The organism is Streptomyces sp. DvalAA-14 (assembly GCF_900091855.1).
Classification (GTDB): Bacteria; Actinomycetota; Actinomycetes; order Streptomycetales; family Streptomycetaceae; genus Actinacidiphila.
On record NZ_FMCH01000119.1, the window covers coordinates 1 to 26,378 of the forward strand.

The 26,378-nt window shown below is 73.5% G+C and carries 19 protein-coding genes; 9 read left to right on the forward strand and 10 right to left on the reverse strand.

Going from position 1 to position 26,378, the window contains the following annotated elements; all coding sequences use genetic code 11:
* From GA0115240_RS05555 to GA0115240_RS05565, 3 genes are all read right to left on the reverse strand, one after another.
* Positions 1-1,083: sensor histidine kinase (locus GA0115240_RS05555; RefSeq protein ID WP_093735531.1), on the reverse strand; the 1,083-nt coding region annotated here is incomplete at its 3' end.
* Positions 1,084-1,215: 132 nt separating this feature from the next.
* Entirely contained in the window at positions 1,216-1,767 is a 552-nt protein-coding gene (locus tag GA0115240_RS05560; protein ID WP_093735532.1) for a hypothetical protein, read from the reverse strand.
* 428 nt (positions 1,768-2,195) lie between these two features.
* Complete coding sequence (locus tag GA0115240_RS05565; protein ID WP_093735533.1) at positions 2,196-5,117, reverse strand: ATP-binding protein; 2,922 nt, start codon at positions 5,115-5,117, stop codon at positions 2,196-2,198.
* A 404-nt stretch (positions 5,118-5,521) separates the two neighbouring features.
* On the opposite strand from GA0115240_RS05565, the gene GA0115240_RS05570 reads away from it, so the two are divergent.
* Positions 5,522-6,655 (forward strand): isoafricanol synthase, encoded by a 1,134-nt coding sequence (locus GA0115240_RS05570; protein ID WP_093735534.1) that lies wholly within the window; start codon positions 5,522-5,524, stop codon positions 6,653-6,655.
* A 162-nt stretch (positions 6,656-6,817) separates the two neighbouring features.
* On the opposite strand, the gene GA0115240_RS05575 is transcribed toward GA0115240_RS05570, so the two are convergent.
* Positions 6,818-7,291, reverse strand: coding sequence for an NUDIX domain-containing protein (locus tag GA0115240_RS05575; RefSeq protein ID WP_093735535.1), 474 nt, complete (start codon positions 7,289-7,291; stop codon positions 6,818-6,820).
* Between the two features lie 280 nt (positions 7,292-7,571).
* Here GA0115240_RS05575 and GA0115240_RS05580 point away from each other — a divergent pair, with 280 nt between their 5' ends.
* A complete protein-coding gene (locus tag GA0115240_RS05580; protein ID WP_093735536.1) occupies positions 7,572-9,635 on the forward strand; it encodes a phosphocholine-specific phospholipase C in 2,064 nt (687 codons plus the stop codon).
* Positions 9,636-9,811: 176 nt separating this feature from the next.
* On the opposite strand, the gene GA0115240_RS05585 is transcribed toward GA0115240_RS05580, so the two are convergent.
* Both GA0115240_RS05585 and GA0115240_RS05590 read right to left on the reverse strand, forming a co-directional pair.
* The gene (locus GA0115240_RS05585; RefSeq protein ID WP_093735537.1) at positions 9,812-10,273 is read right to left on the reverse strand and encodes a hypothetical protein; all 462 of its coding nucleotides are present in this window, start codon (positions 10,271-10,273) and stop codon (positions 9,812-9,814) included.
* A gap of 184 nt (positions 10,274-10,457) precedes the next feature.
* Positions 10,458-11,087, reverse strand: coding sequence for an LUD domain-containing protein (locus tag GA0115240_RS05590; RefSeq protein ID WP_093735538.1), 630 nt, complete (start codon positions 11,085-11,087; stop codon positions 10,458-10,460).
* A gap of 159 nt (positions 11,088-11,246) precedes the next feature.
* Here GA0115240_RS05590 and sigJ point away from each other — a divergent pair, with 159 nt between their 5' ends.
* Entirely contained in the window at positions 11,247-12,185 is a 939-nt protein-coding gene (gene sigJ / locus GA0115240_RS05595) for an RNA polymerase sigma factor SigJ (RefSeq protein WP_093735539.1), read from the forward strand.
* 3 nt (positions 12,186-12,188) lie between these two features.
* On the opposite strand, the gene GA0115240_RS05600 is transcribed toward sigJ, so the two are convergent.
* Positions 12,189-13,139 carry an ADP-ribosylglycohydrolase family protein gene (locus GA0115240_RS05600; RefSeq protein WP_093735540.1) on the reverse strand — a complete coding sequence of 317 codons (951 nt, stop codon included), beginning with the start codon at positions 13,137-13,139 and terminating at the stop codon, positions 12,189-12,191.
* Between the two features lie 150 nt (positions 13,140-13,289).
* On the opposite strand from GA0115240_RS05600, the gene GA0115240_RS05605 reads away from it, so the two are divergent.
* From GA0115240_RS05605 to GA0115240_RS05620, 4 genes are all read left to right on the forward strand, one after another.
* Positions 13,290-13,832 carry a hypothetical protein gene (locus GA0115240_RS05605; protein WP_093735541.1) on the forward strand — a complete coding sequence of 181 codons (543 nt, stop codon included), beginning with the start codon at positions 13,290-13,292 and terminating at the stop codon, positions 13,830-13,832.
* 163 nt (positions 13,833-13,995) lie between these two features.
* Complete coding sequence (locus tag GA0115240_RS05610; RefSeq protein ID WP_093735542.1) at positions 13,996-15,669, forward strand: esterase-like activity of phytase family protein; 1,674 nt, start codon at positions 13,996-13,998, stop codon at positions 15,667-15,669.
* A 305-nt stretch (positions 15,670-15,974) separates the two neighbouring features.
* Positions 15,975-16,184, forward strand: a complete 210-nt coding sequence (locus GA0115240_RS36065) for a hypothetical protein (protein WP_141708737.1) — start codon at positions 15,975-15,977, stop codon at positions 16,182-16,184.
* Between the two features lie 97 nt (positions 16,185-16,281).
* Positions 16,282-16,854: a putative glycolipid-binding domain-containing protein gene (locus tag GA0115240_RS05620; RefSeq protein WP_093735544.1), complete on the forward strand. Its 573-nt coding sequence runs from the start codon at positions 16,282-16,284 to the stop codon at positions 16,852-16,854.
* 167 nt (positions 16,855-17,021) lie between these two features.
* Here GA0115240_RS05620 and GA0115240_RS05625 read toward each other — a convergent pair whose 3' ends face one another.
* Positions 17,022-17,468 (reverse strand): peptidoglycan-binding domain-containing protein, encoded by a 447-nt coding sequence (locus GA0115240_RS05625; protein WP_093735545.1) that lies wholly within the window; start codon positions 17,466-17,468, stop codon positions 17,022-17,024.
* Positions 17,469-17,730: 262 nt separating this feature from the next.
* On the opposite strand from GA0115240_RS05625, the gene GA0115240_RS05630 reads away from it, so the two are divergent.
* Both GA0115240_RS05630 and GA0115240_RS05635 read left to right on the forward strand, forming a co-directional pair.
* Complete coding sequence (locus GA0115240_RS05630; RefSeq protein WP_093735546.1) at positions 17,731-18,711, forward strand: peptidoglycan-binding protein; 981 nt, start codon at positions 17,731-17,733, stop codon at positions 18,709-18,711.
* On the forward strand, positions 18,708-19,766 hold the full coding sequence (locus GA0115240_RS05635) for a helix-turn-helix domain-containing protein (protein ID WP_093735547.1): 1,059 nt from the start codon (positions 18,708-18,710) through the stop codon (positions 19,764-19,766). Before GA0115240_RS05630 ends, GA0115240_RS05635 begins: the two co-directional genes overlap by 4 nt.
* 128 nt (positions 19,767-19,894) lie before the next feature.
* On the opposite strand, the gene GA0115240_RS05640 is transcribed toward GA0115240_RS05635, so the two are convergent.
* Together GA0115240_RS05640 and GA0115240_RS05645 are read right to left on the reverse strand one after the other, a co-directional pair.
* Positions 19,895-20,389 carry a DUF11 domain-containing protein gene (locus GA0115240_RS05640; RefSeq protein WP_093735548.1) on the reverse strand — a complete coding sequence of 165 codons (495 nt, stop codon included), beginning with the start codon at positions 20,387-20,389 and terminating at the stop codon, positions 19,895-19,897.
* A gap of 64 nt (positions 20,390-20,453) precedes the next feature.
* The coding region (locus tag GA0115240_RS05645; RefSeq protein WP_141708738.1) for a non-ribosomal peptide synthetase at positions 20,454-26,378 on the reverse strand (5,925 nt) is incomplete at its 5' end.

Here is a 26,378-nt window from a genome sequence, read left to right on the forward strand (position 1 = left end):
CGTGCCGCCGACCGCGCCGATCCGCTCGCTCATGCTCCGCAGCCCGGTACCGCTCCCCTGCACCCCCGACGCGCGGTGCCCGGCCGGCAGGCCGTGATCGCGGACGGCGACCCGCAGCGTCCGCGCGTCCCAGGCCACGCGCACCTCGATCGCGCTGCCGGTGGCGTAGCGGGCCGCGTTGGTCAGCGCCTCCTGCACCGCGCGGTACACCGCGTGCCCGGCCTCGGGGCCCAGCCTGCCGGGGCGGCCGGTGACCCGCAGGTCCGCGTTGCCGGGAAAGCCTCCGACGAGTGCGTCGATGTCGTCGACACCGCGCAGGTGGGGCGTGCGCAGGGCGCCGACCGCGGCGCGCGCCTCCTGGACGCCGTCGCGGGCGAGGCCGGCGGCGCGGTCGAGCGGGCCGGTCAGTGACGCGGGGGAATGCTCCCGGCGGGCGATCGCGCGGATGGCCTGCAGGTGCACGGACAGGGCGGCGAGGCTGTGCGCGAGGACGTCGTGCATCTCGCGGGCGATGCGGTTGCGCTCCTCGGCCGCCGCCGCCTCCTGCTGCGCCTGCCGGGACGCCTCCACCTCGGCCAGCAGTGCGACGGCCCGGTCCCGTTCGGCCTGCAGGGCGACCCGCTCGACGGACCGGTCGGCGATGGCCCAGGTGCCCACGCCGGCGAGCAGGCCGACCAGGCTGCCCGAGACGGCCACGACCGTCACCCCGAACGCGATCGACACCGCGGTGACTCCCGTGATCCGCGGCGCACCCGCCGGTACGCACAAGGGCAGGACCGAGGCACCGGCCAGCACGGGGACCTCGCCCAGGCCGTTGGGCGACAGCACGATCGCGGCCAGGCCGGCGGCGACGGTGACCGCGATCGCGTAACCCGCCGTGTACGACGGCCGGGACCGCCGGGACGCCAGCAGGCCGAGTTCGGCGCAGGCCAGCAGGACGCCGACGACGAGTTGGCGGATCGGGCCGGCGGCGGCGAGCACGGTCACCGTGCCGCAGGCGATCATCATCGTCGCGCCGGTGACGACACGGCGGTCCAGCGGCTGCCACCGCTTCGTGCCGGTCCCGCGCTGCTCGGTCGGCATCCGAGGCTCCTCCCATCGGTCGAGGGTCGGCGCCGCCTGTCGGGCGACGGCCGGTCCGGCCTGTCGGCGGCCACCGTTCACGGTTCACCGTTCGGCGGGCCGAACAGCATGTGCGCGCCGTGCTTCCCGCGGTCAGACGTAGGTGCCGGGACGGGCCACGCGCACCGGGGCGGGCGACTCCTGCCGGCCGGCGCGTGCGCTGAGCAGCCGGCCTCGTACCACGATCGTACCCACGCGGAGGACGACCTCGCCGAAGGCCATCAGCAGGAGCGCGGTCACCCATGCCTGGCCGGTGGTGATGTGGTGGGCGACGGAGAAGTGGGTGAGGTGCGCGGCGCCCGAGGCGTGCGAGGACCAGACGGCGAAGCCGAGGCGGAAGCCCATGCTGAGCACCCACAGGGCCGCCGCACCGGGCGTGGCCCTGACCCGTACGTCCCCGGCCGCGTACCGGACCCGCGTGAGCAGGCCCCCGGCGAGCCCGAAGGCGACCCCGGTCGCGGTGAACGCTGCGATCAGCGCCAGGTCGTTGCCGGCGGTGGGCACGTCCCGCAGGTAGTGGGCGGCCGCCCATCCCATCAGGGCCAGCGGCAGCAGAACGGTGCGGGCGCTCAGCCGTTCCTCCCGCAGCTGGCGGAAGACGATCAGGAGGAGCGCGAGGTCGATGATCCAGTCGGAGAGGCTCATGTCTCAACTGTCCGGCGCGGGCTCCCGGAAGCCTTCAACCCGCGGGTGGACCCCGGGTTGAACCCGCGGGTGGAGGCCGCGTCGGACCGGCGGCCGGTTGGGCGGGTTCAGCCGGCGCGGCCGCCGTACCGGGCCGGGTTGGGCTCCGCGGGCGAACGGGCGGTCGGCTGAGCGGACGGTCGGCCGAGAGCCGGTGGCCGGTGCACGGCGGCACGGCCCGCCTGGGGATCTCGTCCGCGTCCCGTCACACGCCGGGCGGGCGGGCCCGCGCGGGACACCGGCGGCTCCTCCGCCTCGACCGGCTCGGCCGCCGCCACGCGGCCGTTCAGACGCGACGCCACCGGGGGCGCACCCCTCGGCGACTCACGCCCCCTCGCCGGCCGGCCCGCCGATCGCGCGGCGCCACCCGGACGAGGCGCGGCGCGGCGCTACGGTGTCTTGCTGTCGGTTCCGGCGATCAGCCGGGGCAGGCCGGTGTAGTCGCAGCCGGCCTTGAGGTAGATGTCGGACAGCAGCCGCGTCACCGTCACCTCCGAGGTGCCGAGTGCCTCGGCCATCTGCGCCACGGACCTGCCGGCCGCGGCCCATTCGGCCACCGCGCGTTCCTGGACGGTGAGCGCGTCCGCGTCCGCGACACGGGGCTGGAGCGGCCACAGGCCGGTGGCGTCCAACTCCTCGCGGGCGCGCGCCGCGAGGCCGTCGGCCCCGCTGAGCGCGGCCCCTTCCAGCCCCCGGTGCAGCTGCTCGGCGGCCTGCTGCGGCAGCCCGGTGCGCCGCAGTGCGACGCCGTGGTCGACCAGCGCCCGTGCCAGGTCGTAGCCGGACGGCGAGCGTTCGAGGTGCCCGACGGCCTCGGCGAGCAGGGCGGCGCGCCGGGGCATGGGGGTCACCGCGGCCAGGGCGTGCAGCGCCTGGCCGACGGCGGACTGCGTACCGAACCTGCGGGCCCTGGCGACGCCCTCCTCGGCGACCGCCACCGCCCTCTCCGGGTCGGTGGCCTCGGTGGCCAGGGCCAGCCGGAGCGGCCAGGGGCACCAGGCCGGATTGCGCATGCCACGGGCGTCGAGGCGGGCACCGACCCGGGTGAGCTGCTCCTCGGCCTCGCGGTGGCGGCCGAGGGCGAGCAGCAGTTCGCTGTGGACGGTCTGCGCGTCCGGGTAGACCACGGCGCTGGGCGTGATGTCGCCGTAGCCGTAGGACAGGGCGAGTTCCTGCGCCTCCTCGACGCGGCCCCGGGCGAGCAGGATCTCGATGAGGATGCCGAGCGCGAAATACTGCGCGGGCACCTGCTGCCCGACCCGGTCGGCGATCCGCAGGCCGTCGCGGACCATGGTCTCCGCGGAGCTCAGGCGCCCCCGGCGGAAACGGATGTAGCCCAGCAGGGTGTAGCCGAAGGAGAGGTGCGCGCCGCGCCAGCCCTTGTCCTGGCATTCGGCGATGCCCTGGTGGAAGAGCTGCTCGGCCCGCCCCGGCTGGTCGCAGTACATGAAGGTGAGGGCCACCAGGACCGGCACCTCGAAGCCCCAGAGCTCGTCGGTCCAGGGCAGGCCGCCGGCCAGGGCCTGGTCCGCCCAGTGCAGCGCGGTGGCCGCGGGCTCGCCGCGCACCATCGCGTCCCAGGCCCGCAGCCCGAGGATGTACCGCTCGGCGGCGCCCCGCCCGGGCAAGTGGTCGGCCAGCCGGGCGAGTTTGCGCGAGCGGGCGGTCGAGTCCTGCTCGTCGGCGCGGAAGGCGTTCCACATGAACTGCTCGGCCTGCAGGTGCAGCCGGGTCTTGACGTCGGTGGCCGAGCGGGCCGCCTCCGCGACCGTCTGGGCCGCCTCGGCCATCCGGTCGGAGTGGCCGAGCGCCTGCGCCAGCCGGTAGACGATCGCCTCGCGCAGGTCGGGGGTGAGCACGGGTTCGTCCAGCGCGGCCCGCAGGTGGTTGACGGTGATCGCGGGCTCCGTCAGCAGGGCGGAGCAGCCCAGCTCGAACAGCACCTGGGCGCGGTCCTCCATGGCCGGCGGTTCGCGTAACGCGCGTGCCAGGCAGCGCCGGGCGGCGTCGGGAGCGCCCGCCCGCTGGTACTCGCGGGCGGCCGCGCACAGTTGCTGCACGACCCATGGGTCGCTCTCGGGGTGGGTCTCCAGCAGGTGGCGGGCGGCCGCGGTGGAGCCGAGCCCGGCCTGGGCGACGACCGCGGCGGCCTGGCCGTGCATGGCGACCCGGAAGGCGGCCGGGATCGCCTGGTAGACAGCGGTGGACACCAGCGGATGGAAGAACTCGAGGCGGCCGTCGGCGGCTTCGTGCCCGTCGCGGGGCGGCTCGGCGAGAATGCGGGCCTCACGCAGCCGGCTGACCGCGTCGGCGGATTCGGCCTCGCCCAGCCCGCCGACGCTGGCGGCCCTGCGGCGGGACGCCCCGGCACCCAGGACCGCGACGCTCCAGGCGAAGCGGACCGCGGAGGTGCCCAGCCGCTCCAGTTGCGCGACCAGGCCGCCGCCCTTCACCGCGGAGGCGAGTTCCCGCAGTTCGGGCAGGTGGACGACCTGGGGCTTGAGCCCGCGGTCGGCGAACCGGGCGGCGAGTTCGACGGCCTCGAAGGGATTGCCCCCGGTGACCGCCCACGTCTCCCGGCAGAAGGCCTCGTCGGCGTCCTCGCCCAGGATGTCCCGGACGATACGGCTGACGGCGCCCGGCGTGAGCGGCGCGAGATCCAGCGGGCGCGATCCGTGGCGCACCGCCAGCCTGCCGAACGTCTCGGCGGCGCGCGGCAGTTCGTCGGGCCGGTAGGCGACGACGAGCAGCATCGGCAGTTCGTTGACCCGGGGCGCGAAGCCGGTGAGCCAGGCCAGGGACTCCGCGTCGGCCCAGTGCGCGTCGTCCAGCATCACCACGAGCGGGGCGCGCTGCACGGCGAACCGGGTGACGATCCAGTCCAGGCCGTCCCGCACGCCCTGCGGGTCGGGGGAGCCGTTCGGGGCGGCCACCAGGCCCACGGCGGGTGCGACGATGTCGTACCAGTTGCCCAGTGCCTCGCGGTGCTCCTCCTCGGTGCCGGTGGCGAGCAGCGGCTGCAGGAGGTGGCGGACCACCTGGAAGGCGACGCCCTGCTCCTGCTCCCCGCCCCGCGCGGACAGCACCGTGCAGCCGCGGGCCAGGGCCCTTCGGCGCACCTCGTTGAGCAGAGTGGTCTTGCCGAGCCCGGCGGGCCCGGCGAAGACCAGCAGTCCTCCGGTGCCGGTCGCGGCCGGTTCCTGGGACGGACCGCTCAGCTCGGCCAACAGGGATTCCAGCGCGGCGGTTTCTCTCTCCCGCTCCAACAGCAGCCCTGTCCGCCAGAGCGGTTGGTCTCCGGTGAAAGACATGTAGTTCCCTCGAAAGCGTGGTGTTCCCGCTCGCCTGTGCCATCTGGGTACGCCCAGCGTACGCACGTGAGCACGATATGAAGTCCGCTTCGTCATATCTTCCGCAGGCCCGCACCGGGCCGGCCCGCGGCCCTAAAGGGCAGGAACAGGGCAGGAATAGGGCAGGAGCTCGGCGGGAACGGGGCCGGAACGGGGCACGAAGGGAACGGCCGGCCGACTGCCCGACGGCAGGTCGCCCGGGGGCGCGCGCGGCGGACATCGTGTGCGCCGGTCGCGCACCCGGCACCACCCCTCCGCCGGGGTCCGCTTGCGTACGCCTGCCCTACGCTCTGCACGGCACCCGGAACACCTCGGGCCCGCGCCGCCCCAGCCGGCCGGGCACCTCGCGGCATCCTGGAGGGCGAATGTCAGACGAGACGCCGGCCGGCCCCGCTCTCCCCCTCGATCCCACCCGGCGCGCCGCGGCCGTCCGGATCCCCTTCCCCGCGCGGCTGAACCGGCACGCGGAACGCGCCAGGCAGCACACTCTCCAGTGGGCGCAGGGCATGGGCCTGCTCACCGGGGACGTCGCCACCGCCGAATACGACGCGTTGCGGCTGGAACGGCTGATGGCGTACTTCTATCCCGACGCCACCGCCGCCGGCCTGGAACTGGCGGCCGACTTCAACGCCTGGTTCTTCATCTTCGACGACCAGTTCGACGGGGGCCTCGGCACCCGGCCGGAAGAGATACGGCGGGTGGTGGACACCCTCGTCGGCACGATGACGGTGCAGGGGCACCCACCGGCCGGCCCGCGGGACACATCCGGGGCACGCCGCGCCGGGGACGTCCCGGGGCCGGGCGGCGAGCAGGACACCCCGCTCGTCCGTGCCTTCCGGGACATCTGGCTCCGGTCCACCGCGTCCGCCCCGAACGCCTGGCGGCTGCGGTTCCGTGAGCACTGGCGGGCGTACCTGGCCGCGCACGAGGGAGAGGCGCGCCAACGCAACGCCGAGCGGCCGCCCTCCTTCGAGCAGTTCCTCGACATACGGCGGGATTCCATCGGGGTGCGGCCGTGCCTGGACTTCACCGAGCGGTGCGGCGGCTACACCCTGCCGGACGACCTGCACGGCTGGCCGGCCCTGCGGGAGATGCGGGAGATCACCGGCGACGTGGTGATCTTCGTCAACGACATCGTCTCGCTGCTCAAGGAGTTGGCGGTCGGCGACGTCAACAACAGCGTGGTCGTCCACCGCGCGCACAAGGGCTGCACGATCGAGGAGTCGGTCGAGTACATCAGCGCCCTCGCCAACACCCGTACGGACCGCTTCGAGCAGCTCGCCGCCGTGCTGCCCGGCACCCTCGACCGCCGCGGGGTCCCCCGGGAGACCTGCGAGCACGTCAGCCATTACGTCGACGGTATGCGCCATCTGATGGCGGGCAATCTGGCCTGGTCGCTGGCCACTTCCCGCTACGACGAGACCGGCGTCGCGGCGGCGAGCGGCGGACCCCGCCCCTGGAGCCGGCTCATCCCCGGCGTCAGCCACGCACCGCGGTGAGGCCGCAACCGCGGTGAGACCCGCGACCGCGCTGCGGCCCGCACCCCAGGAGGGCCCGCACCCCAGGAGGGCCCGCACCCCAGTAGGGCCCGCACCGCAGTGGGGCCCGCACCCCAGTAGGGCCCGCACCGCCCACCGCGCTCCGCCGCGGGCCGGGCGTGTTCAGGCGCGGCCGGTGGGTGCCGCTCGCGGTGGTGGTGTGTCCCCGCGCCAGGATGCGACGTGATCGAGCACGTAGTCGGCCAGCTCGACCGGTTGCAGCTCGAGCGCCGCCACCGCCGACACGTCCAGCGGGATGCGAACCGGCGTGAAGTCCCCGAGGTCGGGATCGTCCAGTTCGGGACCGCTACGGCGGCTCGGATCCATGTCCAACACGTCGGCCCGGAAGAAGTGCTGGACGACCGTGACCCGTTCGCCCGGTTCGGTCAGCGTCAGGAACTCGGTGACCGGGCCGATCGTGGCACCGATCTCCTCCAGGACCTCGCGGCGCAAGGCCGCTTCGAGATCCGCGTCGTCGGATTCCACCCCGCCGCCGACGGTTGTCCAGTAGGCGGGCCCGTCCGGCCAGCCCCGCCGGAGGAACACCAGATGATCGTGGTCGAGCAGAACCGCGCGGACGTTGCGCCGGACCTTCATGCTCGCGACGATAGTGCGTCCGTCCCCATGGGCGACAGGGACCGGCCACGCCGTGCCGCCGTTCCGGCGCACCCCCGGCGTCTCCTGTGCGTCGACCGCCGGACGGGCCGACGCACGGGGCCGTTCACGCGGCGTTGACACGATGTGCGGGCCGTCATCTTCATGTTCATGCGCGCGTCACAGCTGACCGGGCGTGCCGCACCAGCCTCCTCAGCGCGCGCCCTCGCGCGGGCATGCCCGCTGCCCGGGCCGCTGCCACCGGACGTCAGGAGAGCCCCCCGTGCCCAACGTCAACCGTCGACGATTCCTCCAGCTCGCCGGAGCCACCGCCGCCGCCTCCGTGCTCACCGACGGCATCGCCAAGGCAGCCGCGATCCCGGCCGCCGCCGGAACCGGAACCCTCCAGGACGTCGAGCACGTCGTCGTCCTGATGCAGGAGAACCGCTCGTTCGACCACTACTTCGGCACCCTGCAGGGTGTCCGCGGCTTCGGCGACCCGCGGCCGGCCACCCTTCCCAGCGGCAAGTCGGTCTTCCACCAGGCGAACGCCGCCGGGAAGGAGACGCTGCCCTTCCGGCCGACCGCCGACAACCTCGGCCTGCAGTTCATCCAGGACCTCGACCACAGCTGGTCCGGCACCCACCAGGCGTTCAACGGCGGCGCCTACGACCGCTGGATCCCGGCGAAGACCACCACCACGATGGCGTACCTCACCCGCCAGGACATTCCCTTCCACTACGCCCTCGCCGACGCGTTCACCATCTGCGACGCCTACCACTGCTCGATGCTCAGCTCCACCGATCCCAACCGCTACTACATGTACACCGGGTACACCGGCAATGATGCCAAGGGCGGCGGCCCGGTGCTGGGCAACGAGGAGGCCGGCTACGGCTGGAGCACCTTCCCGGAGGTCCTGGAGGCGGCGGGCGTGTCCTGGAAGGTCTACCAGGACACCGGTACCGGCCTGAACGCCGCCGGCAGTTGGGGCTGGACCGACGACGCCTTTATCGGCAACTACGGCGACAACTCACTGCTCTACTTCAACCAGTACCGCAACGCCAAGGCCGGCAGTCCGCTGTACGACAAGGCCCGCACCGGCACCAGCGTCACCAGCGGCGACGGCTACTTCGACCAGCTCAAGGCCGACGTGCTGGCCGGGAAACTGCCCCAGGTCTCCTGGATCGCCGCCCCCGAGGCCTTCTGCGAGCACCCCAACTGGCCTGCCAACTACGGTGCCTGGTACGTCTCCCAGGTGCTGGCCGCGCTGACCGCGGACCCCGATGTGTGGAGCCGTACGGCGGTCTTCCTCACCTACGACGAGAACGACGGCTTCTTCGACCACGTGGTGCCGCCGTTCCCGCCGGCCTCCGCCGCCCGCGGCCTGTCCACCGCCGACGTCACCCAGGACCTCTACACCGGCGGCAAGGCCGGGTACGCCGCCGGGCCGTACGGGCTCGGGCCGCGCGTGCCGATGCTGGTCCTGTCGCCGTGGAGCACCGGCGGCTGGGTGTGCTCCCAGACCTTCGACCACACCTCGATCGTGCAGTTCATCGAGAAGCGGTTCGGCGTACGCAACCCGAATGTCTCGCCCTGGCGCCGCGCGGTCTGCGGCGACCTCACCGCCGCGTTCGACTTCACCCGCAGCAACACCGCCGCGCCCGCGCTCCCCGGCACCGGCGGCTACGCGCCGCCGAACCACAATAACCCGGGCAACTACGTCCCGACCCCGCCGGCGACCGGCGTGCTGCCCAAGCAGGAGCCGGGCCTGCGCAACGCCCGCGCCCTGCCGTACAACCTGGCCGCCGACACCGAGCCGGTCGGCGGGCGGATGCAGTTCACCTTCAGCAGCCTCGGCGCGGCGGGCGCCGCCTTCCTCGTCACGTCCGCGGTGCGCACGGACGGCCCGTGGCCCTACACCGTCGAAGCGGGCAAGACCCTCACCGACAGCTGGGCGCTGCCGGCTGCCGCCTCCCGCTACGACTTCTCGGTCGGCGGACCGAACGGATTCCTGCGCCGCATGGCCGGCACGGCGGGCTCGGTCGGCCCCGAGGTGACCGCCCGGCACGACGCCAGCACCGGCCACGTCACGCTGGTGTTCAGCAACCCCGGCCCCGGCTCGGTCACCTTCACCGCCACCGACGCCTACGCGCCCACCGCGCACTACACCTACACCGTCAAGGCGAACGGCTCGCAGAGCGTGGCCGGTTGGGGCGTGGCGGCCGGCAACCGCTGGTACGACATCACGGTCACCTCCAGCGCCGACACCGCGTACGTGCGGCGCTTCGCCGGGCACGTGGAGACCGGCGCCGCGGGCACCAGCGACCCGGCGACCGCCACCGGCTGACGGGCGGTCCGCCGCCGCGTTCGCGACCGCGGCCGTCCGGGTCCGCGATGAGCGGCGAGCGGCCAGCGGCCGGCAACGAGCAACGAGCCCCGGGTGAACGGCCTGGGGCTCGTTCGTCGTCCCGGCCGCCGCCCACGCCGCCCCGCCGCCTGCTGCCGGGTGCTGCGCGCCCGGTCCTACCGGATCGCCAACACCGCGCTGACGGTGGCGAGTTGGGTGCCGCCCTGGGTGATCGTCACGGTCACCGTGAGGCGGGTCGCGGTGCAGCCCGCGAACGTCGTGTACGTCGTGCTGGTGGTGATCCGCTCGTGCGGCCCGAAGGTCACCGTGCGGGGGAACGGGTCCAGCACCGGGCAGCCCGGCGCGATGCCACCGGAACCCGGGTCGACGCCGAAGCGCCCGGTCCACGTCTCGGTGACCGCCTGCGACTGGCCGGTGCAGTTCGTCGCGGTCAGCGCCGCCGCAGCGGACCCGCCGGCCGGGACCGTCGCCGGATCGAAGGCGAAACCGTTGACGCGCAGCACACCCGAGCAGGTGCTCGGCAGCGGTACGGCCGCGTGGGCCGCCGCGGGCGCGGCGGCGGCCAGCAGGGCGGCGCCGCCGGCCGCGGCCGTCAGGATCGCGAGAAGTCTGCGCACGTCTTTTCCTTCCACGGCCGGGCGCCGATGCGCCTGCCCCGGCCTCCAGGGACGACAGGAAACGAGCGAAGAACGAAGAGCCGACAACTGCGTGGAGAGGGTGTCGACACCAAGGTGGCGGAGCCGCCGGGTGGTTGGCAACGGTCCGGACCGAAGGCGCGCGAGCCGCCCGGACGGGAACGGTTCAGAAGCCGATGGCCTCGCGGAGCAGCAGCACGGTGCCGCGGCCCGGGCGGTGTTCCGCGTTGAGGACGAGCAGGCGGTTGACGGCGCTGGGCCAGCCGTGGACCTTCTGGGTGCGGGCGCTTTCCAGCGGGAGGCAGTGGTCTTCGACGCGCCGCAGCGCGGTGGCCAGGTCGGGGACCACCTTCTGCGCCCCGACGACCCAGATCGCCCGGGCGGCGCCGCCGGCGTAGCCGGGCAACTGGCTTCCGCTGCCCGAGGCGACGACCAGGGAGCCGGTTTCGGTGAGCGCGGCGACGCTGCCGACGATGACGTCGGGGCAGGCGAGCTGCCGGCGGATGTCGTCGGCGCCGGTGACGCGGTCCATGGCCAGCACGCGCGGCTTGACGGCCCGGTAGCGTCCGCCGGCGTTGATGTCCTCCTCGATACCGGACAGGCGGAGGGTCTCGCTGGCCGCGGTGAACACGTCGGCGCCCTCCGGTATCAGCTGGTCGACGCGGGTCCGCGCGGCGGCGGCGTCGTCGAGGATCTCCACCGTGAAACCGTGGGCGGTCAGCGCGGTGGCCGCCCGCTGAAGGCGGTGCCCGGGCGCCGGGTCGGCGAAGGGTGGTGCCGGGGTGGGAGTCGTCATGATGGCTGCGGGCTTCCTGTTCGCGGGGACGGTGTGTTCGTCTCAGCGGTCCGACAACACAGCCCCCGCTTATGTGAGGCGACCCGCCGGCCTCACATTCCGGTCCGCTGTCCGGTCGGACCGGTGAGGGCAGATGCGAGCGAGGGAGCTGTCGGCACCATGACCATCCGATCCGGGCCGGGACACAGCGGGCCCGATCCGGGCCTGGACGCGATCATGAGCGAGCGGCGGCAGCTGATCAATGTCGCCTACCGGCTCCTGGGCTCCCTGGCCGAGGCCGAGGACGCCGTCCAGGAGACCTACGCCCGCTGGTACGCCATGCCGCCGCGGCAGCGGGACGCCATCGCGTCCCCCGGCGCCTGGCTGACGACGGTCGCCAGCCGCGTCTGCCTCAACCTGCTCGGCTCCGCCCGCGCCCGGCGCGAGACCTACGTGGGCGAGTGGATCCCCGAGCCGCTGCCCGAACATACGCAGTGGCGTACCGGGCAGCCGGGCGGCGCCACCGTCGACCCGGCCGACCGGATCACCCTGGACGAGTCGGTCGGCCTGGCCTTCCTGGTCGTGCTCGAATCGATGACCCCCGCCGAACGGGTCGCGTTCATCCTCCACGACGTCTTCTGCCACTCCTTCGCCGAAGTGGCCGGGATTGTCGGCCGTACCCCGGCGGCCTGCCGCCAGTTGGCCTCCTCGGCCCGCCGCCGCATCCGGGCCGCGCAGCCTTCCGCAACGCCGCCGGCCCAGCGCGCCGCCGTCGTCCGGGACTTCAAACAGGCCTGGGAGGCCATGGACATCGCCGCCCTCGTCGCCCTGCTCGACCCGGACGCCACCGCGATCGCCGACGGCGGCGGCCTCGCCCTCACTTTCCTTCGCCCCATCGAAGGCGGCGAACGGATCGCGCACGCCTGGATCGACATCGCCCGGCGCAGGCCCGGCGACATGACGTTCCTGGAACGTACGGTCAACGGCCAGCCCGGTCTGGTCGCCGAGCAGGCCGGCGTCGCCGTGACGGTGTTCGCGTTCGACATCGCGGGCGACCGGATCAGGCGGATCTGGGTCGTCCGCAACCCGGAGAAACTCCGCGACTGGAGGCGGAGTTGACGTTCACGGTCGTCCGTTTTCCGGGCTGCCGGCCAACCGCCCGGCCAAGGTCAGCAGGTCCACGAGGCGCAGCACGCGCGTGCCGGAGCCCGGCAGGGGGACATGGAGCGGCCCGGTCCAGCGCGCCGGGACAGCGTCGATTCCGTGGACCGCGCCGGCCAGCGCGCCGGTGACCGCGGCGACGGTGTCGGTGTCGCCGCCCAGGTCGATCGAGGCGCGGACCGCCTCCTCGTAGGAGCCGGTCGTCCGCACGGCCCAGACGGCCGAGCCGAGGCAGGGCCAGACCGCGCCGTTGAACTCCGTTGCCTGCTCGGGGTGCCAGTCCGGGGCCAGTACGGTCGCGTAGCGCCCGCGGTGATCAGGGTGAGCCGCGGCCAGGGCGTCGGGAACCGCGGCGAACGGGTCCGCACCGTTCAGCGCGACGCGCAGCAGTTCGTGGAAGATCGCGGTGCCCTCCCACGCGGCGGGGTCCCCGTGCGTGAGAGCCGCCAGGCGGCGCCCGGCCGCCATGGTGGCCGCACGGCCGCGCCCGGCGAAGTACACCCCGGAGGTGGCCGCCCGCATCAACGCACCGTTCCCGGCGGCCCGGTGATGGGTGCGGAAGTGCTCCGCGGCGGCACCGTCCCACGGCAGGCCGTTGGTCAGGACATCCTCGGTCTGCAATCCGATGTCCTTCGGATCGGCCGCCGCCCACCGCTGGAAGCGCGCGAACACGTCCGGCAGATCCAACCCGCCCCGCTCCAGCAGCGACTCGGCCACGCACACCGCCATCTGCGTGTCATCCGTGGCCTCCCCCGGCTCCCAGCCGCCGCCCCCGCACATCTCTCCGCCGTACCCCGGCTCGGCGAACCGGGCCGAAAACACGCCCGCCGCCCCGAACTCGAACGGCGCGCCCAGCGCGTCCCCCACCGCCGAACCGACCACCGCGCCGCCCGCACGATCCACACCACCCATCCCGGCAGGGTAGGACCCGGGCCCTGTGTCGGCGACCCGGCGAACGGCCCGGCGCCGACCCGGAGGTACGAGCCGCGGCCCGGCTCGCCCGATGCCCGGCACCCGACCGCCGCCGGGAGCCCGCCGCGCGCCGTCCGCTAGGGTCCAGCGGTGACACATGAGTCGCTCGACCGGCCGCTGGCGGCGGAGGGAACCGAGGGCCGTCCGCCCCGCAGGCGGTGGGCGCTCTTCTGCGCGCTGGTGCTCGTCCTCGGCGGGCTGGTCGGGTGGGGGGTGCACCGCGCGACGGAGCCCGGATTCCCGGCGTCGGATTCCCGTGCCTGCGCGGGGAGTTCGGAGCCGCTGACCGAACTGGCCCAGCACGTGGGGCTGTTCCTGCCGACAGGGGCGCGGCACCTCACGTATCTCACCGCGAGCGAACCGCCGACCTTGCTGGCCATGGCCTTCACCACGGACACGGTGCACCTGCAGCAGTGGCTCGGTGCCAACCACCTGCCCGCCCCGAAGCCGGACCCGCAGTGGTCCGTGACGGGGCCTGCCTGCAGCTCGCTGGAGGACGGTTTCGCCGATCCGGTCAGCACCCGGACCACCCTTCCGTACGGAACGCGGCTCACGGTGAGCGTCGACATGGACGGCGGGCCGGGCGGGCCGCTGCCCACCGTGCTGGCCGACGTCGACGCCGACGCGGGCTGAGAGAGCGGGGCCGCCCGCGCGGCCGCCGCTCATCGACCCCAGTGACCCCACGGCCATCAGCGAAAACGCCGGAAATCGAAAGCGACCGAAGTGCCTTCTTCCTGAACCGGCGGTTCACCGGAAATCGGCCGGGAGTTCATTCCTGACCGACAGGTTCACGGGTATGACTTCACGACCCCTCTCCCGCAAGCGGCTCCGGATCGCCATCGCGATCGGTGCCACCGTCGCCGTGGTGGGTACCGGCACCGCCGCGGCCCACACGGCCGGCTGGCTGTCGGCCCCGACGCACGACTTCGGCGCGACCGCCGACTCGTTCTCCGGCCACGGCACGGTGACCGGCAACGTCCTGCGCAACGACGTCGGCGCCACCGCGGTCGTGCGGCACACCGCGCCGGCCGACGGCACCGCTTCGGTCGACGCGGACGGCACGTTCACGTACACGCCGAAGTCCGGCTTCAAGGGCACGGACACCTTCACGTACACGACGACCGACGCCGTACAGCTGTTCAAGGACACCCAGGCGAACGGCGCTCCCCTGCCGCCGCTCGCCGAGGTCGCCGGCCCGGGCGGCACCACCACCCAGATCTCCGGTGAGGGCTACGGTTCGTCGCTGGCCCCGGTCCCCGGCAAGTCCGGCTACTTCTACGGCCTCACCGACCGCGGCCCGAACGCCGACGCCCCCGACGGCAACAAGTCGGAGATGGTCCCCGACTTCTCCCCCGAGATCGGCGAGTTCAAGCTCGTCAACGGCAAGGCCGAACTGCTCAAGCAGGTCACCTTGCGGGGGCCGAAGAGCCTCGGCGGCGTGAAGTACAGCGGCCGCCCGCCGCACGACACGAGCGAGGTGATCGACGACGTCGCCGCGACGAACGCCCACGGCGGTACGCCGACGCCGGTCGCCAAGGACCCGTACGGCTACGACTCCGAGGGCCTGGTCGCACTGCCGGACGGCACGTTCTGGATCTCGGACGAGTACGGGCCGTACATCACCCACTTCGACGCCAACGGCTACGAGTTGGGCCGGCTGACCCCGTACCGGAACAGCCCGGACAACGCGTCGCACAAGATCATCGGATACCTTCCGCCCGAACTCGCCAACCGCGCCAAGAACAAGGGCATGGAAGGCCTGACGATCACCCCGGACGGATCCACCCTGGTGGGCGTCATGCAGTCCGCGCTGCAGCAGCCGGACCTCGGCAGCACCAAGGCCGCCAACGTCGCCGCGACCCGCATCATCACCATCAACCTGCACACGTACCAGTCCAAGCAGTACCTCTACCTGCTGGACAACCCGGCCACCACCGGTGACGCCAACAGCGAGATCACCGCGCTGTCCAGCACGAAGTTTCTGGTCGACGAGCGCGACGGCAACTTCCAGCCGTTCGCGCAGAAGTCCCTCTACGAGGTCGACATCAACGGCGCGACCGACGTCAGCGGCCTGACGATCGGCGGCAAGTCCCCCGAGGCCTTCGTCGGAACGGCCGGCACCAATGCGGCGCTCACCGCGCTCACCGGCGCCGGCGTCAACGTCGCGCAGAAGCAGCCGTACCTCAACGTCGGCACGCTGGTGAGCCAACTCGACCCCAGCGGGGCGTTCTTCGCGCACGACAAGGTCGAGGGCGTGGCCACCACGGACGCCGGCCGGACGGTGTACCTGTCCAACGACGACGACTTCGGCATCGACACCATCGCTGTCGACCCCGACGGGAAGTGGACCGTCCACCAGAAGGTGCTGCCGCCCACGGGCCGGACGGACAACGGCGAGATCCTGAAGGTCGACACCACCAAGCTCCCGGCCGTGCTCAAGACCGTCACGGTGACGGTCCACGTGCGCTGACACCCCCTCTCGCCGTTCCGCTCGCCGTTTCCCGCTTGCCGTTCCCCTCGCCGCTGCGCTGCGGCGCCGTCGGGCCGTCCGCTCCGGTGGGCGGGCCCGGCGGGCGAGCGGTGCGGCGGGTGCGCAACCGCCGTGCCCGGGCGCGTCGTTAGGGTGTGCCGGTGATCAACGGCGGATCCGCTGGTCATGATGGGGACGCCGGGCGGATGGGGCTGCCGCTCCCGCCCTGCGGGCGGGGCGGGGGGCAACCGCCGCGATGGCGCGCCATCTTCGTGTCCGCGGCGAGAACCCAGGGTGGATGTCCCTTGAAAAACGTAGCAAACGGTGCCATTACCGCGCGTCAATGCGTCGCGGCGGTGCTGCTCATCAGCGGCATGATCTCCATTGCGAAGAGTTCCGACACCCAGACCGTGTTCAAGCTGATCTGGATAGCGGCGGCGGCACTGTCCATCGCGTGGGAAGTCCACTTGCTGATCCGCGGCGCGACCGTGAAGCGCCGCAGCCGGAAGAGGTAGCCCGTCAACCGCCGGGGCGGGCGCCGGGGTCCCAGGGGCTCCCGCCCGACCCGCACACCCCGGCGACCGCGGCCCGTCGGCCACTACAGTTGGGGGCGTGACGACGCACCACGTTCCCAGCTGGGAAGTGACCGAGAGCGGCGGTTTCGAGACCTCCTGGATCGAACGCGACGGTGACACCCTGCGGGCGCGGGGCCGGGCGGTCGGGACGATTCCCGAGGCGTACTGGATCTCGTACGCGCTGGAAACCGGGCCGGACTTCGTCACCCGCCGACTCCAGGTGACCGCCGAATCGTCCGCCGCCACCCGCGAGTTGGACCTGCGCCGCCACGACGACGGCCGTTGGACGGCCGACGGGGAGCCGCTGAGCGGTCTGCACCGCGCCCTCGACTGCGACCTGGGGCTGTGCCCGCTCACCAATTCCATGCCCGTGCTCCGGCACGGCCTGCACCGGGGCCCGGGCGAACAGGACTTCCTGATGGCCTTCGTCTCGGTACCCGACCTGACCGTCCGGCCGTCCCGCCAGCACTACGCCCACCTGTCCCGCACCACCGGCGGCGCGCGCGTCCGCTACACGTCGGGCGACTACAGCAGCGAACTGGAATTCGACCCGGCCGGCCTCGTCATCGATTACCGGGGCATGGCCCGCCGCCTGACGTCCTCGGCGTAGGGTCGCGCGTCGACGCCCGGACGCCGCGGCCCCCGTGCGAGGCAGTGGGGGTGGGGGTGGAGGTGGGGACGGACCTTCGCCGGGCGTCCGCCGGGCGGTGGGGGACGGCAGGCCGCGGCCCGTCCTCCCCGTGCAGGACGGACCGCGGGCTCTGGTGGTGGGGGGTGTCAGCCGGCGAAGCGCTTGAACGCCGCCTGGGTTCCGGACCCGGCGACGCCGTCGATCGCGCCGGTGTAGCCGTAGCTGTCCTTCAGCAGGCGCTGGAGGGCCTTGATGGTGTTGGTGCCGGGGTCGCCGTCGATCGCGCCGGTGTAACCCCAGTACTGGGCGAGGCAGCGCTGGAACGCCTTCCAGCTGTTGGTGCCCAGCTGCCCGTCGATGCCGTCGGTGTAGCCCCAGTACTCGGCCAGGAACCTCTGCACATTCTCCGCCTGGGCGGTGTTCAGGCCGAAGTTCTGGGTGGTGAGCGCGGAGAAGGGGTGCGCGCTCACCACCGACTGGGAGGCCGGCGCGGGCGCCGCGAAACTCGTGCTTGCGGTCGCCAGGCTGCCGGCGGCGATGCCGGCGACGGCGGTGAGACCGACGATGGTCCTGGCCAAAGCATTCGATCGCATGCGTTCCTCTTTCGGATCGTGGGTCGGCACCTGGCCCGGCCGGCGAGCAGGTGGTGCCACCACAGTGCGGGGAGACCGGCCGGCCCGGCCACGGCTGTCCGCCAAGTGACGGCTTCGTGGGACGCCCGGTCCGCTGACCTGCGACGGCGTCGCCCGGCGGGACGGTGCGGCGGGACGGCAGTGGCAGAGGTGGGAATGCTCATGCACAATGCGTCGGAACGGGGGGCTGCTGAACACGGTCCTGACCGCGACTGGGGGAAAGATGCCGCGCTGGAAGGCGCTGCCCACCGAACTGGATCCGCGGATGCGGCAGTTGGTGGCGCGGTTACGCCTGTTGAAGGATCACAGCGGTTTGAGCCTGCGACAGCTGTCGACGAAGACGGGCTACAGCGCGAAGTCGTGGGAACGCTATCTGGGCGGCAGGTCGCTGCCGCCCCGGGAGGCCGTGGAGGCGCTGGCCCGGATCGCGGGCCTCGATCCGGTCCGGCTGCTCGCGTTGCGCGAGGTCGCCGCCCACACCTGGGGCAGCGCGCGCGCGAACGGAGCCGCGACGGCAGACTCCGCCGAAGGGGCCGCCACGGAACTGGCGGAATGTCCGGTGGAGGCGGCGGCGAAAACCCCGGAGCCGGAACTCCCGCCCACGGGAGTCGAGGCACCGGCCGCGCGACCGGAGGCAGCGGCGCAAGCCCCCGGCCCCGCCGAACTCGTCGGCCCCGCCGAACCGGTCGGCCCGGCGGAGGGCGGCGCCTGCCTCACGGACGGGGCCTGCCCGGCGGAGGAGTCCTGCCCGGCGGAGGGGGCCGGAAGTACGCTGACGCCCGGGCATTCGCTGCGCCTGGCGCTCGTGGCCGGCGCGGTGGCCCTGGTACTCGCCATTTCCACGGCGGTCCTGCTCGTCCTGCGGCTCGACGACAGCGGCGCACCGGCGGCCGCCCCCGCCGTCCCGTCCACCGCCGCGGCATCGTCGTCGCCTCCCCCGTACACCTGCCGGATCGAGCGCGTCGGCGGGCTCTGGTCCGCGGGTATCAGCCGCAGTCCCGACGCCAACCTCGGCTACGGCGCGGTCGGGCCCGGCGTGGCCGAGGCGCAGTGCCTGCTGCGCCGGGCAGGCATCTCGCCGGGGGGCATCGACGGGATGTTCGGTCCGTTGACGCAGCGCGCCGTGATGGTCATGCAGCAGCGGTCCGGTCTGGTCGTCGACGGCATCATCGGACCGAAGACCTGGAAGGCGCTGCGCGGATGACGCTGCCGGCGTCATCACCGGAGGGCGCCCGACTGACCGCCGCGGTGCGGCAGTTGAAGGCGCAAACGGGCCTGAGCCTGGCGGGGCTCGCGGCGGCGACCGCGTTCAGCAAGTCGTCCTGGGAGCGGTATCTCAACGGCAAGGCGCTCCCGCCGCGGGCCGCCGTCCAGGCGCTGTGCCGCCTCGCGAACGAGCCCGAGGGGCACTGTCTGGCGCTGTGGGAGATCGCCGAGTCGGAGTGGGGCGGCCGGGCGAAAGAGGCGACGCCGTCGCCGGCCGCTGCCGCCGGGAAGACGGCCCCGGACGCGAACCCGGCGCCCGCACCCGCACCCGCACCCGGTACGGCCGCGGCACCCGCGCCGGCACCGGCTCCCCCAGCTCCACCGCCGCCCCCGACCCCGGCGGCCCCGGCTCCGACCCCGGCTCCCGCTCCCGCGCCCACTCCGGCACCGGCTCCCGCGCCGGCGCCGAAGCGGAGCACCCCCCTCGGGGGCCACCGGGGAACGGCGGCCGCCGCCGTCCTCATGTCGGTCCTCGCGGTGGTGCTGGGGGCGGTCGCGGCGACCTCGTTCCTCCTCCCGCACCGCCGGACCGCCGCGGCCGCACCGTCGGCGCTCCCGTCCGCCGCCGGCCCGCGGTGCCGTCAGGCCGGCTGCGAGGGCGAGGACCCGATGGCGATGATGTGCGCCGCCGCGCCGGAAACCCTTCTGGAGCGCCGCACCGCCACCGGAGCCTCGGTCCAGCTGCGCTACAGCGTGGTGTGCGGGACCAGTTGGGCCCGGATGTGGGGCGGCCGGATCGGCGACCGGATCGAGATGCGGACAGGCGGGACGGGCGGAACGGGCGGAACGGGCGGAACGGGCGGAACGGGATGGATGAGGGAGACCATGCGCGGCGCCCGGGTCCGGGACCGGACCGACGCGGACACCTACGTCTACACCCCCATGAGCGTGACCCGTCCCGGAACGGTCGTCCGGGCCTGCTTCCTGCCCGCGGCAGGCGGCAAGCAGCAGTGCTTCGACGCCACGGTGGGCGAGGACCCGTCCGGACTGTGAGGGAGCGAGGTCCGGGACGCGGGGTGCGGACAGATCGGATCCGCCCCCGGCAGCCGGTACCGGCGCCGCGTCCCGGGGTGGTGCGGACGCCGGCCGGAGCCGGCGTCCGCCACAGGAGCGGCCGTGGTTCAGGAGCAGTGCGCGTCGAGAGCGGTCAGGTAAGTGCAGTCCACCGTCTCGGTGTTGTTGGTGGTGTCCGGGTCGGCCGCGGAGGACGCGGTGATGGTCGCGGTGGCCCGGAGGGTCAGGGCGACGGTGACCGGGTTGATCGGGAGGGTGAACGTCTGGGTCTGCGAGGAGCCCGACGCGATCGGCCCGAAGGAGCACACGGCACTGCCCGGGTTGGTGGTGCAGGCGCCGCCGGACTCCGGGGTGAGGACGTCGGCCACGGCGGTGGTCACCCGGGCGCCGGTCAGCGCGTCGGGCCCGTTGTCGGTGACCCGTACGGTGTAGACGATCGACGGGGCGAGCAGGGCGAAGTGCGGCACGGCGGTCAGGGTCACCGCCGCGTCCGCCGTGGGGGTGTCGGCGTGGGCCACGGTCGGCAGGGCGAGGGTCGCCGCCGCCAGCAGCACGGCGGACGCGCGAAGGGCCAGGGCGCGGTGGCGCCGGGCGTGGATCATCGTTCTCCTCGGGGGTGGGTGGCCGGGCGGCCGGGTGGCGCCCGGAAAGGGGTGGCGGCGGCGGTCAGTGACCGGTGCCGGGGGAGGACGGCGGCGCGGGCAGGAATCCGCTGCGGACGAAGTAGTCGACGTAGGTGCGGATCGTGGCGTCGGTGATCCGCGGTGCCGCGAGGCCGAGGCGGCTCAACTCCGCCGCCGTGCGGGAGGAGTCGAAGGCGCGGGCGGGCGGCGGCGCGGTCTCCGGGGCCCCGGTGCGTTCGGCGGCCTGCGCATCGGGGCGGGCATGGGAGCGGGCACCGGAGCGGGCATCGGCCCGCGCGTCGGACCGCATGCCCAGCAGCAGTTGGGCCACGTTGTCGGTCTGCGCCCCGACCCGCTCCAACCACCCATCCACCGGGACCTGTTCGAGGGCGAAGCCGCGGCCGCGCAGCGCGTCGAAGACCTGGTCGACGGTCGGCGCGGACGGATCGGTGAAGTGGAAGTCGGCGTCGGCCGGGAGCCGTTCGGCGGTCAGCCGGACGATCGCGGCGCTGACGTGGTCCACCGGGACCCACCCGGTCGACTCCGTCGCCCCCTCCGGCACGGCGCCCGCCTGCACGCATCCCTTGACGAACTGCCAGAGCAGATCCTGCTCCTGGCACACCCCGGTGGTGCGATCGCCGGCGATCCGGCCGGGGCGGTGCACGTGTACGGGCACGCCGTGCCGCCGGGCCTCTGCCACGATGCCTTCCGCGACCCACTTGCTCTGGGCGTACCCGCTGGTCAGCGCGTCCGGCGGACCGGGCGGCGTGGTCTCGGTGACCGCCGCCCGGTTGTCGCCGCCGGGCGCGTAGACGCTGGTCGTGGAGACGTAGTGCAGGACCCCGGCGGCGGAGTCCGCCACCACCCGGAGCAGTTCCCGGGTGCCGCCGACGTTCGCGGCCCGCAGACTCCCGTACGGGGCGACGACGTTGACGTCCGCACCGTTGTGGAGCACGGTGCCGACGCGCCGGCTCAGTGCGGTCAGCGCCTGCTTGTCCCAGCCCAGCGACGGGGCGGACAGGTCCCCGGGCAGGGCGACGATCCGGCGTTCGTAGTCGGCCCGCCACAGGCCGTAGTGGGTGAGCGCGGCCCGGAGGCGGTGCAGGCCCTGTTCGGCGCTGTCCGCCCGGACCAGGCACTCGACCGGCTCGTCGGTGGACTCCAGCAGGTCCCGCAGCAGGAACGCGCCGAGAAAACCGGTGGCGCCGGTGAGCAGCGTCCGGCCGGCGCCGCCGGTGGGTCCGGCTGCCCGGGTGCGGCGGACGCCGCCCAGCAGTTCCACTTCCTTGACCAGGTCGACGGGCCCGGTGACCGCGTCGCCCTCGCCGGCCCGGTCGAGCAGCCGGGCCACCGCGGCGACCGTCGTCGCGGTGAACAGGGCCCGGATCGGCAGCCGTACGCCGAACAGCTCGTCGACGCGCCGGGCCAGCCGGACCAGCAGCAGCGAATGACCGCCGAGTTGGAAGAAGTCGTCGTCGATGGTGAGTCGGGGTACGCCGAGCAATTGACCGAAGACCTCGCAGAGGACCTCTTCCTGCGGGGTACGCGGGGGCCGGCCGCCGGCCGAACTCGCCGGGCCGGGCGCCGGCAGCGCCCGGCGGTCCACTTTGCCGTTGGGGGTCAGGGGCAGCGCGGGGAGGTGGACGAAGGCAGCCGGGATCATGTGGTCGGGCAGGCCGGCGGCCAGTGCGGCCCGCAACTCCGCCTGCGCGGGCGGGGTCCGACCCTCGGTCGAGGTCAGGTAGGCGACGATCCGGCGGTCGCCGGGCTGGTCCTCGCGGACGACGGCGCAGGCCGCGGTGACGCTGTCCTGGGCAGCCAACGCCGCCTCGATCTCGCCCAGTTCGATACGGAAGCCGCGCAGCTTGACCTGGTCGTCGGCCCGGCCGACGTACTCCAGCAACCCGTCGGCATTCCAGCGGACCAGATCCCCGGTCCGGTACATCCGACTGCCCGCCGGACCGAACGGATCCGCCACGAAACGGCCCGCCGTCAGACCCGGCCGACCCAGATAACCACGGGCCAACGCCGGACCCGCCACATACAACTCACCCGTGACACCGGGCGGCAGGAGATCGAGGGTGTCGCCCAGCACGTAGACCTGTGCGTTGTGCACCGGGCCGCCGATCGGCACGGTGTGGGTGGGGGCGCCGGGGCCATGGGCGGCCAGGGGTGCGCTGATCGCGGCGCAGACGGTGGTCTCGGTCGGGCCGTACGCGTTGTGGATCCGGCGGCCCGGCGCCCAGCGGCGCACCAGCTCCGGGGTGCACGCCTCACCGGCCAGGACCATGCGGGCTCCGGCGAAGGCCTGGGCGTCGTACGGCGTCGTGGCGAGTACGGCCGGCGTCAGCGTCACATGGGTGATGCCCTCGCGGGCCGCCAGCGCGGTCAGTTCGCGACCGGGGAGCAGGGCGGCGGGGTCGCCGAGGATCAGGGTGGCGCCGCTGCCGAGCGCCATGGCCAGCTCCCAGAAAGCCGCGTCGAAGCTGGGGGACGCCATCTGGAGCACCGTGCTGTCGGCGGTGACGCCGAGGATGTCGGCGTGGGTGCGCAGGAGGCTCGCCACACCGCGGTGGGTGACGGTGACGCCCTTGGGGCGGCCGGTCGAACCGGAGGTGTAGATCACGTAGGCCGGTTGGTCGGGGAGACGCCGGACGGGCGGTTCGGTGACGGGCCACGCGGCGAACTCGGCGAACCCGGCGAGATGGGTGGTGGGGACGTCGGTGGGCGGGAGTTGGGCGGCGAGATCCCGGGTGGTGACCAGGTGGACGGGCTGCGCGTCGCCGATCATGTAGGCGAGGCGGCCCCGCGGATAAGCGGGGTCCAGCGGCAGGTAGGCGGCGCCCGCCTTGAACACCGCCAGCACCGCGAGCACCAACTCCACCCGTCGGGGCAGCGCCAGGGCGACCACGGACTCCGGGGTCACGCCGCGAGCGATCAGGTGGTGGGCCAACTGGTTCGCTTGCGCGTCCAGTTCGCCGTAGGTCAGCGCCTGGAACCCGTCGCGTACGGCGACGGCCTCCGGGGCCCGTGCCGCCTGCTCGACGAACAGCCGCGGGAAGGTCGCGGCCGGCATCCCGACGACCTGCCCGCATCCCAGGGCCAGTACGTCGGCCCGCTCCTGGTCGGTGAGCGCGGGGTACGCGGCGAGACGACGGTCGGGGTCGGCGGTGAGCCGGTCGAGCAGGTGGGCGAACCGGTCGAGCAGCCGCGCGACGGTCGCGGTGTCGAACAGTTCGGTGGCGAACTCCACGGCTGCGTGCAGGCCGCCCTCGTCCGGCAGTTCACTGAAGGAGAAGGTGAGGTCGAATTTGCTGACGCCGCCGTGCCCGGTCAGCGGGGTCGCGGTGATGCCGGGCAGGTCGAGGCGGGCGGTCTGCTGGTTCTGCAGGACGAGCATGGTCTGGAAGAGCGGGGACTGGCTCTGGGTCCGGACCGGGTTGAGGTCTTCCACCAGCCGCTCGAAGGGCAGGTCCTGGTGCTGGTACGCACTGAGGTCCTGGTCACGTACCCGCGCCAGCAGCTCCCGGAATGTAGGGTCGCCGGACAGATCGGTGCGCAGCACCAGCGAGTTGACGAAGAAACCCACCAACTCGTCCAGCGAATCGTCGGTACGGCCCGCGATCGGCGTACCCAGCGGAATATCGGTTCCGGCACCGTGCTGGTGCAGCAGCAGCGCGAGACCGGCCTGCAGCACCATGAACAGACTCGTGCCCGTGTCCTGCGCCAACCGCCGTAGCCCGCGCCCGAGCTCGGCGTCGAGGGTGGTGGAGTGGATGTCGCCGCGGTGGGTGGTGACGGCCGGACGAGGACGGTCCTGCGGAAGGCTCACTTGCTCCGGCAGACCGCGCAACGCATGCCGCCAGTAAGTGAGTTGCTGCTCGGCGAGAGCGTTGTCGGCGCCGTCCAGCAGCTCGTGCTGCCAGAGCGTGTAGTCGGCGTACTGCACCGGCAGCGGCGCCCAGTTCGGCGGCTGCCCTTCGAGGCGGGCCCGGTAGGCGGCGGCCAGGTCCCGGGTCAGCGGGTCCAGGGACCAGCCGTCGGCGGCGATGTGGTGCACGACCACGACCAGGGTGTGGCAGTCCGCCGACTGGCGGAACAGCCAGGCCCGCAGCGGCAGATCCGTCGTCACGTCGAACGGCTGGGCCACCGCCCGGGCCACATGGTCGTCGATGTCCCCGTGGCCCAATTCGCGCAGCAGCAGGCGCGGAGTCGCCTCCCGCAGCGGCAGGACCACCTGCTGCGGGCTGCCGTCGGCTTCGGGGTAGCGGGTGCGCAGCGTCTCGTGCCGGCCGGCGACGTCGATGAGGGCCGCCCGGAGCGCGGGGACGTCGAGGACGCCGTCGAGTCGGACGGTCAGCGGGATGTTGTACGTCGCGCTCGGGCCTTCCAGCCGGTTGAGGAACCACAACCGCCGTTGGGCGAAGGACAGGGGCAGCGCCTCGGGCCGTACCCGCGCCGCCACCCGCTGTCGGCCGCCTCCCGCGCCCGCGGTGATCCGGGCGAGTTCGGCGACGGTGGGGTGCTCGAACAGGTCGCGTACCGACAGTTCCACGCCCAGCACCGACCGGATCCGGCTGATCAGCCGGGTGGCCAGCAGCGAGTGGCCGCCGAGCAGGAAGAAGTCGTCGTCGACGAAGACCGCTGACACGCCGAGCAGATCGGCGAACAGTCCGCACAGGGTCTCCTCCTGCGGGGTCCGCGGAGCGCGTCCGGCCCGGCCGCGGCCGGTGGTGTCGGGCGCCGGGAGGGCGCGCCGGTCGACCTTGCCGTTGGGAGTCAGCGGCAGCGCCGGGAGTTCGACGAATGCCGACGGCACCATGTAGTCGGGCAGGGTGGCGGCCAGCGCCGTACGCAGCGGGGCCGCGTCCATCGGCCGCCCGCCCGGGCCGATGTCGCCGGCCGCGCCGGTGGTGGTCAGGTAGGCGACGATCCGGCGGTCGCCGGGCTGGTCCTCGCGGACGACGGCGCAGGCCGCGGTGACGCCGTCCTGGGCGGCCAACGCCGCCTCGATCTCACCGAGTTCGATACGGAAACCGCGCAGCTTGACCTGGTCGTCGGCCCGGCCGACGTACTCCAGCAGCCCGTCGGCATTCCAGCGGACCAGATCCCCGGTCCGGTACATCCGACTGCCCGCCGGACCGAACGGATCCGCCACGAAACGCCCCGCCGTCAGACCCGGCCGACCCAGATAACCACGGGCCAACGCCGGACCCGCCACATACAACTCACCCGTGACACCCGGCGGGACCAGCGCGAGCGCCGCATCCAGCACATACAGGCGGCTGTTGAGCACGGGCGAGCCGATGGGCACGGTGTGGGTCGGGGCGTGCGGGCCTTCGGCGGCCAGTCGGGGGCTCATGGTGACGCAGACGGTGGTCTCGGTCGGGCCGTAGCCGTTGAAGACCTTGCGTCCGCCGGCCCATTGCCGCACGAGCTGCGGGGTGGACGCCTCGCCGGCCAGCAGGATGGTGGCACCGGACAGGACGGTGTCGTCGGGGGGCATCGCGGCGAGCACGGCCGGGGTGAGCGTCACATGGGTGATGCCGAACTCCCGGATCGTCTCGGCCAGTCCGGCGTTCGGCAGCAGCGCGTCGGCGTCGGCCATCACCAGCGTCGCGCCGCTCAGCAGCGCGGAGGAGATCTCCGAGAAGGCGGCGTCGAAGCTGGGTGAGGCCATCTGGAGCACCGCGCTGCCCGGACCCATTCCGAGGACGCCGATCTGGCTGCGGACCAGGTGGTGGAAGCCGCGGTGGGTGACGGTGACGCCCTTGGGGCGGCCGGTGGAGCCCGAGGTGTAGATCACATACGCGGGATGGTCCGCGAGCGCCCCGACCATGGGCACCCCAGCCGGCGGCAGCGCCGCCAACACCGCGCGGTCCAGCAGAGTGAACGGCACATCGTGCGACGGAAGCCGCGCCGCCAGACCCTCCGTCGTCAGCAGATGCACCGGCCGCGCATCCGCCAG

Excerpts from the sequence above, each read along its gene's own strand:
- GA0115240_RS05560 (WP_093735532.1), bottom strand. The coding sequence starts at position 1,767 with ATGAGCCTCTCCGACTGGATCATCGACCTCGCGCTCCTCCTGATCGTC.
- GA0115240_RS05565 (WP_093735533.1), bottom strand. The coding sequence starts at position 5,117 with ATGTCTTTCACCGGAGACCAACCGCTCTGGCGGACAGGGCTGCTGTTG.
- GA0115240_RS05570 (WP_093735534.1), top strand. The coding sequence starts at position 5,522 with ATGTCAGACGAGACGCCGGCCGGCCCCGCTCTCCCCCTCGATCCCACC.
- GA0115240_RS05575 (WP_093735535.1), bottom strand. The coding sequence starts at position 7,291 with ATGAAGGTCCGGCGCAACGTCCGCGCGGTTCTGCTCGACCACGATCAT.
- GA0115240_RS05590 (WP_093735538.1), bottom strand. The coding sequence starts at position 11,087 with ATGACGACTCCCACCCCGGCACCACCCTTCGCCGACCCGGCGCCCGGG.
- sigJ (WP_093735539.1), top strand. The coding sequence starts at position 11,247 with ATGACCATCCGATCCGGGCCGGGACACAGCGGGCCCGATCCGGGCCTG.
- GA0115240_RS05600 (WP_093735540.1), bottom strand. The coding sequence starts at position 13,139 with ATGGGTGGTGTGGATCGTGCGGGCGGCGCGGTGGTCGGTTCGGCGGTG.
- GA0115240_RS05610 (WP_093735542.1), top strand. The coding sequence starts at position 13,996 with ATGACTTCACGACCCCTCTCCCGCAAGCGGCTCCGGATCGCCATCGCG.
- GA0115240_RS05625 (WP_093735545.1), bottom strand. The coding sequence starts at position 17,468 with ATGCGATCGAATGCTTTGGCCAGGACCATCGTCGGTCTCACCGCCGTC.
- GA0115240_RS05630 (WP_093735546.1), top strand. The coding sequence starts at position 17,731 with ATGCCGCGCTGGAAGGCGCTGCCCACCGAACTGGATCCGCGGATGCGG.
- GA0115240_RS05635 (WP_093735547.1), top strand. The coding sequence starts at position 18,708 with ATGACGCTGCCGGCGTCATCACCGGAGGGCGCCCGACTGACCGCCGCG.
- GA0115240_RS05640 (WP_093735548.1), bottom strand. The coding sequence starts at position 20,389 with ATGATCCACGCCCGGCGCCACCGCGCCCTGGCCCTTCGCGCGTCCGCC.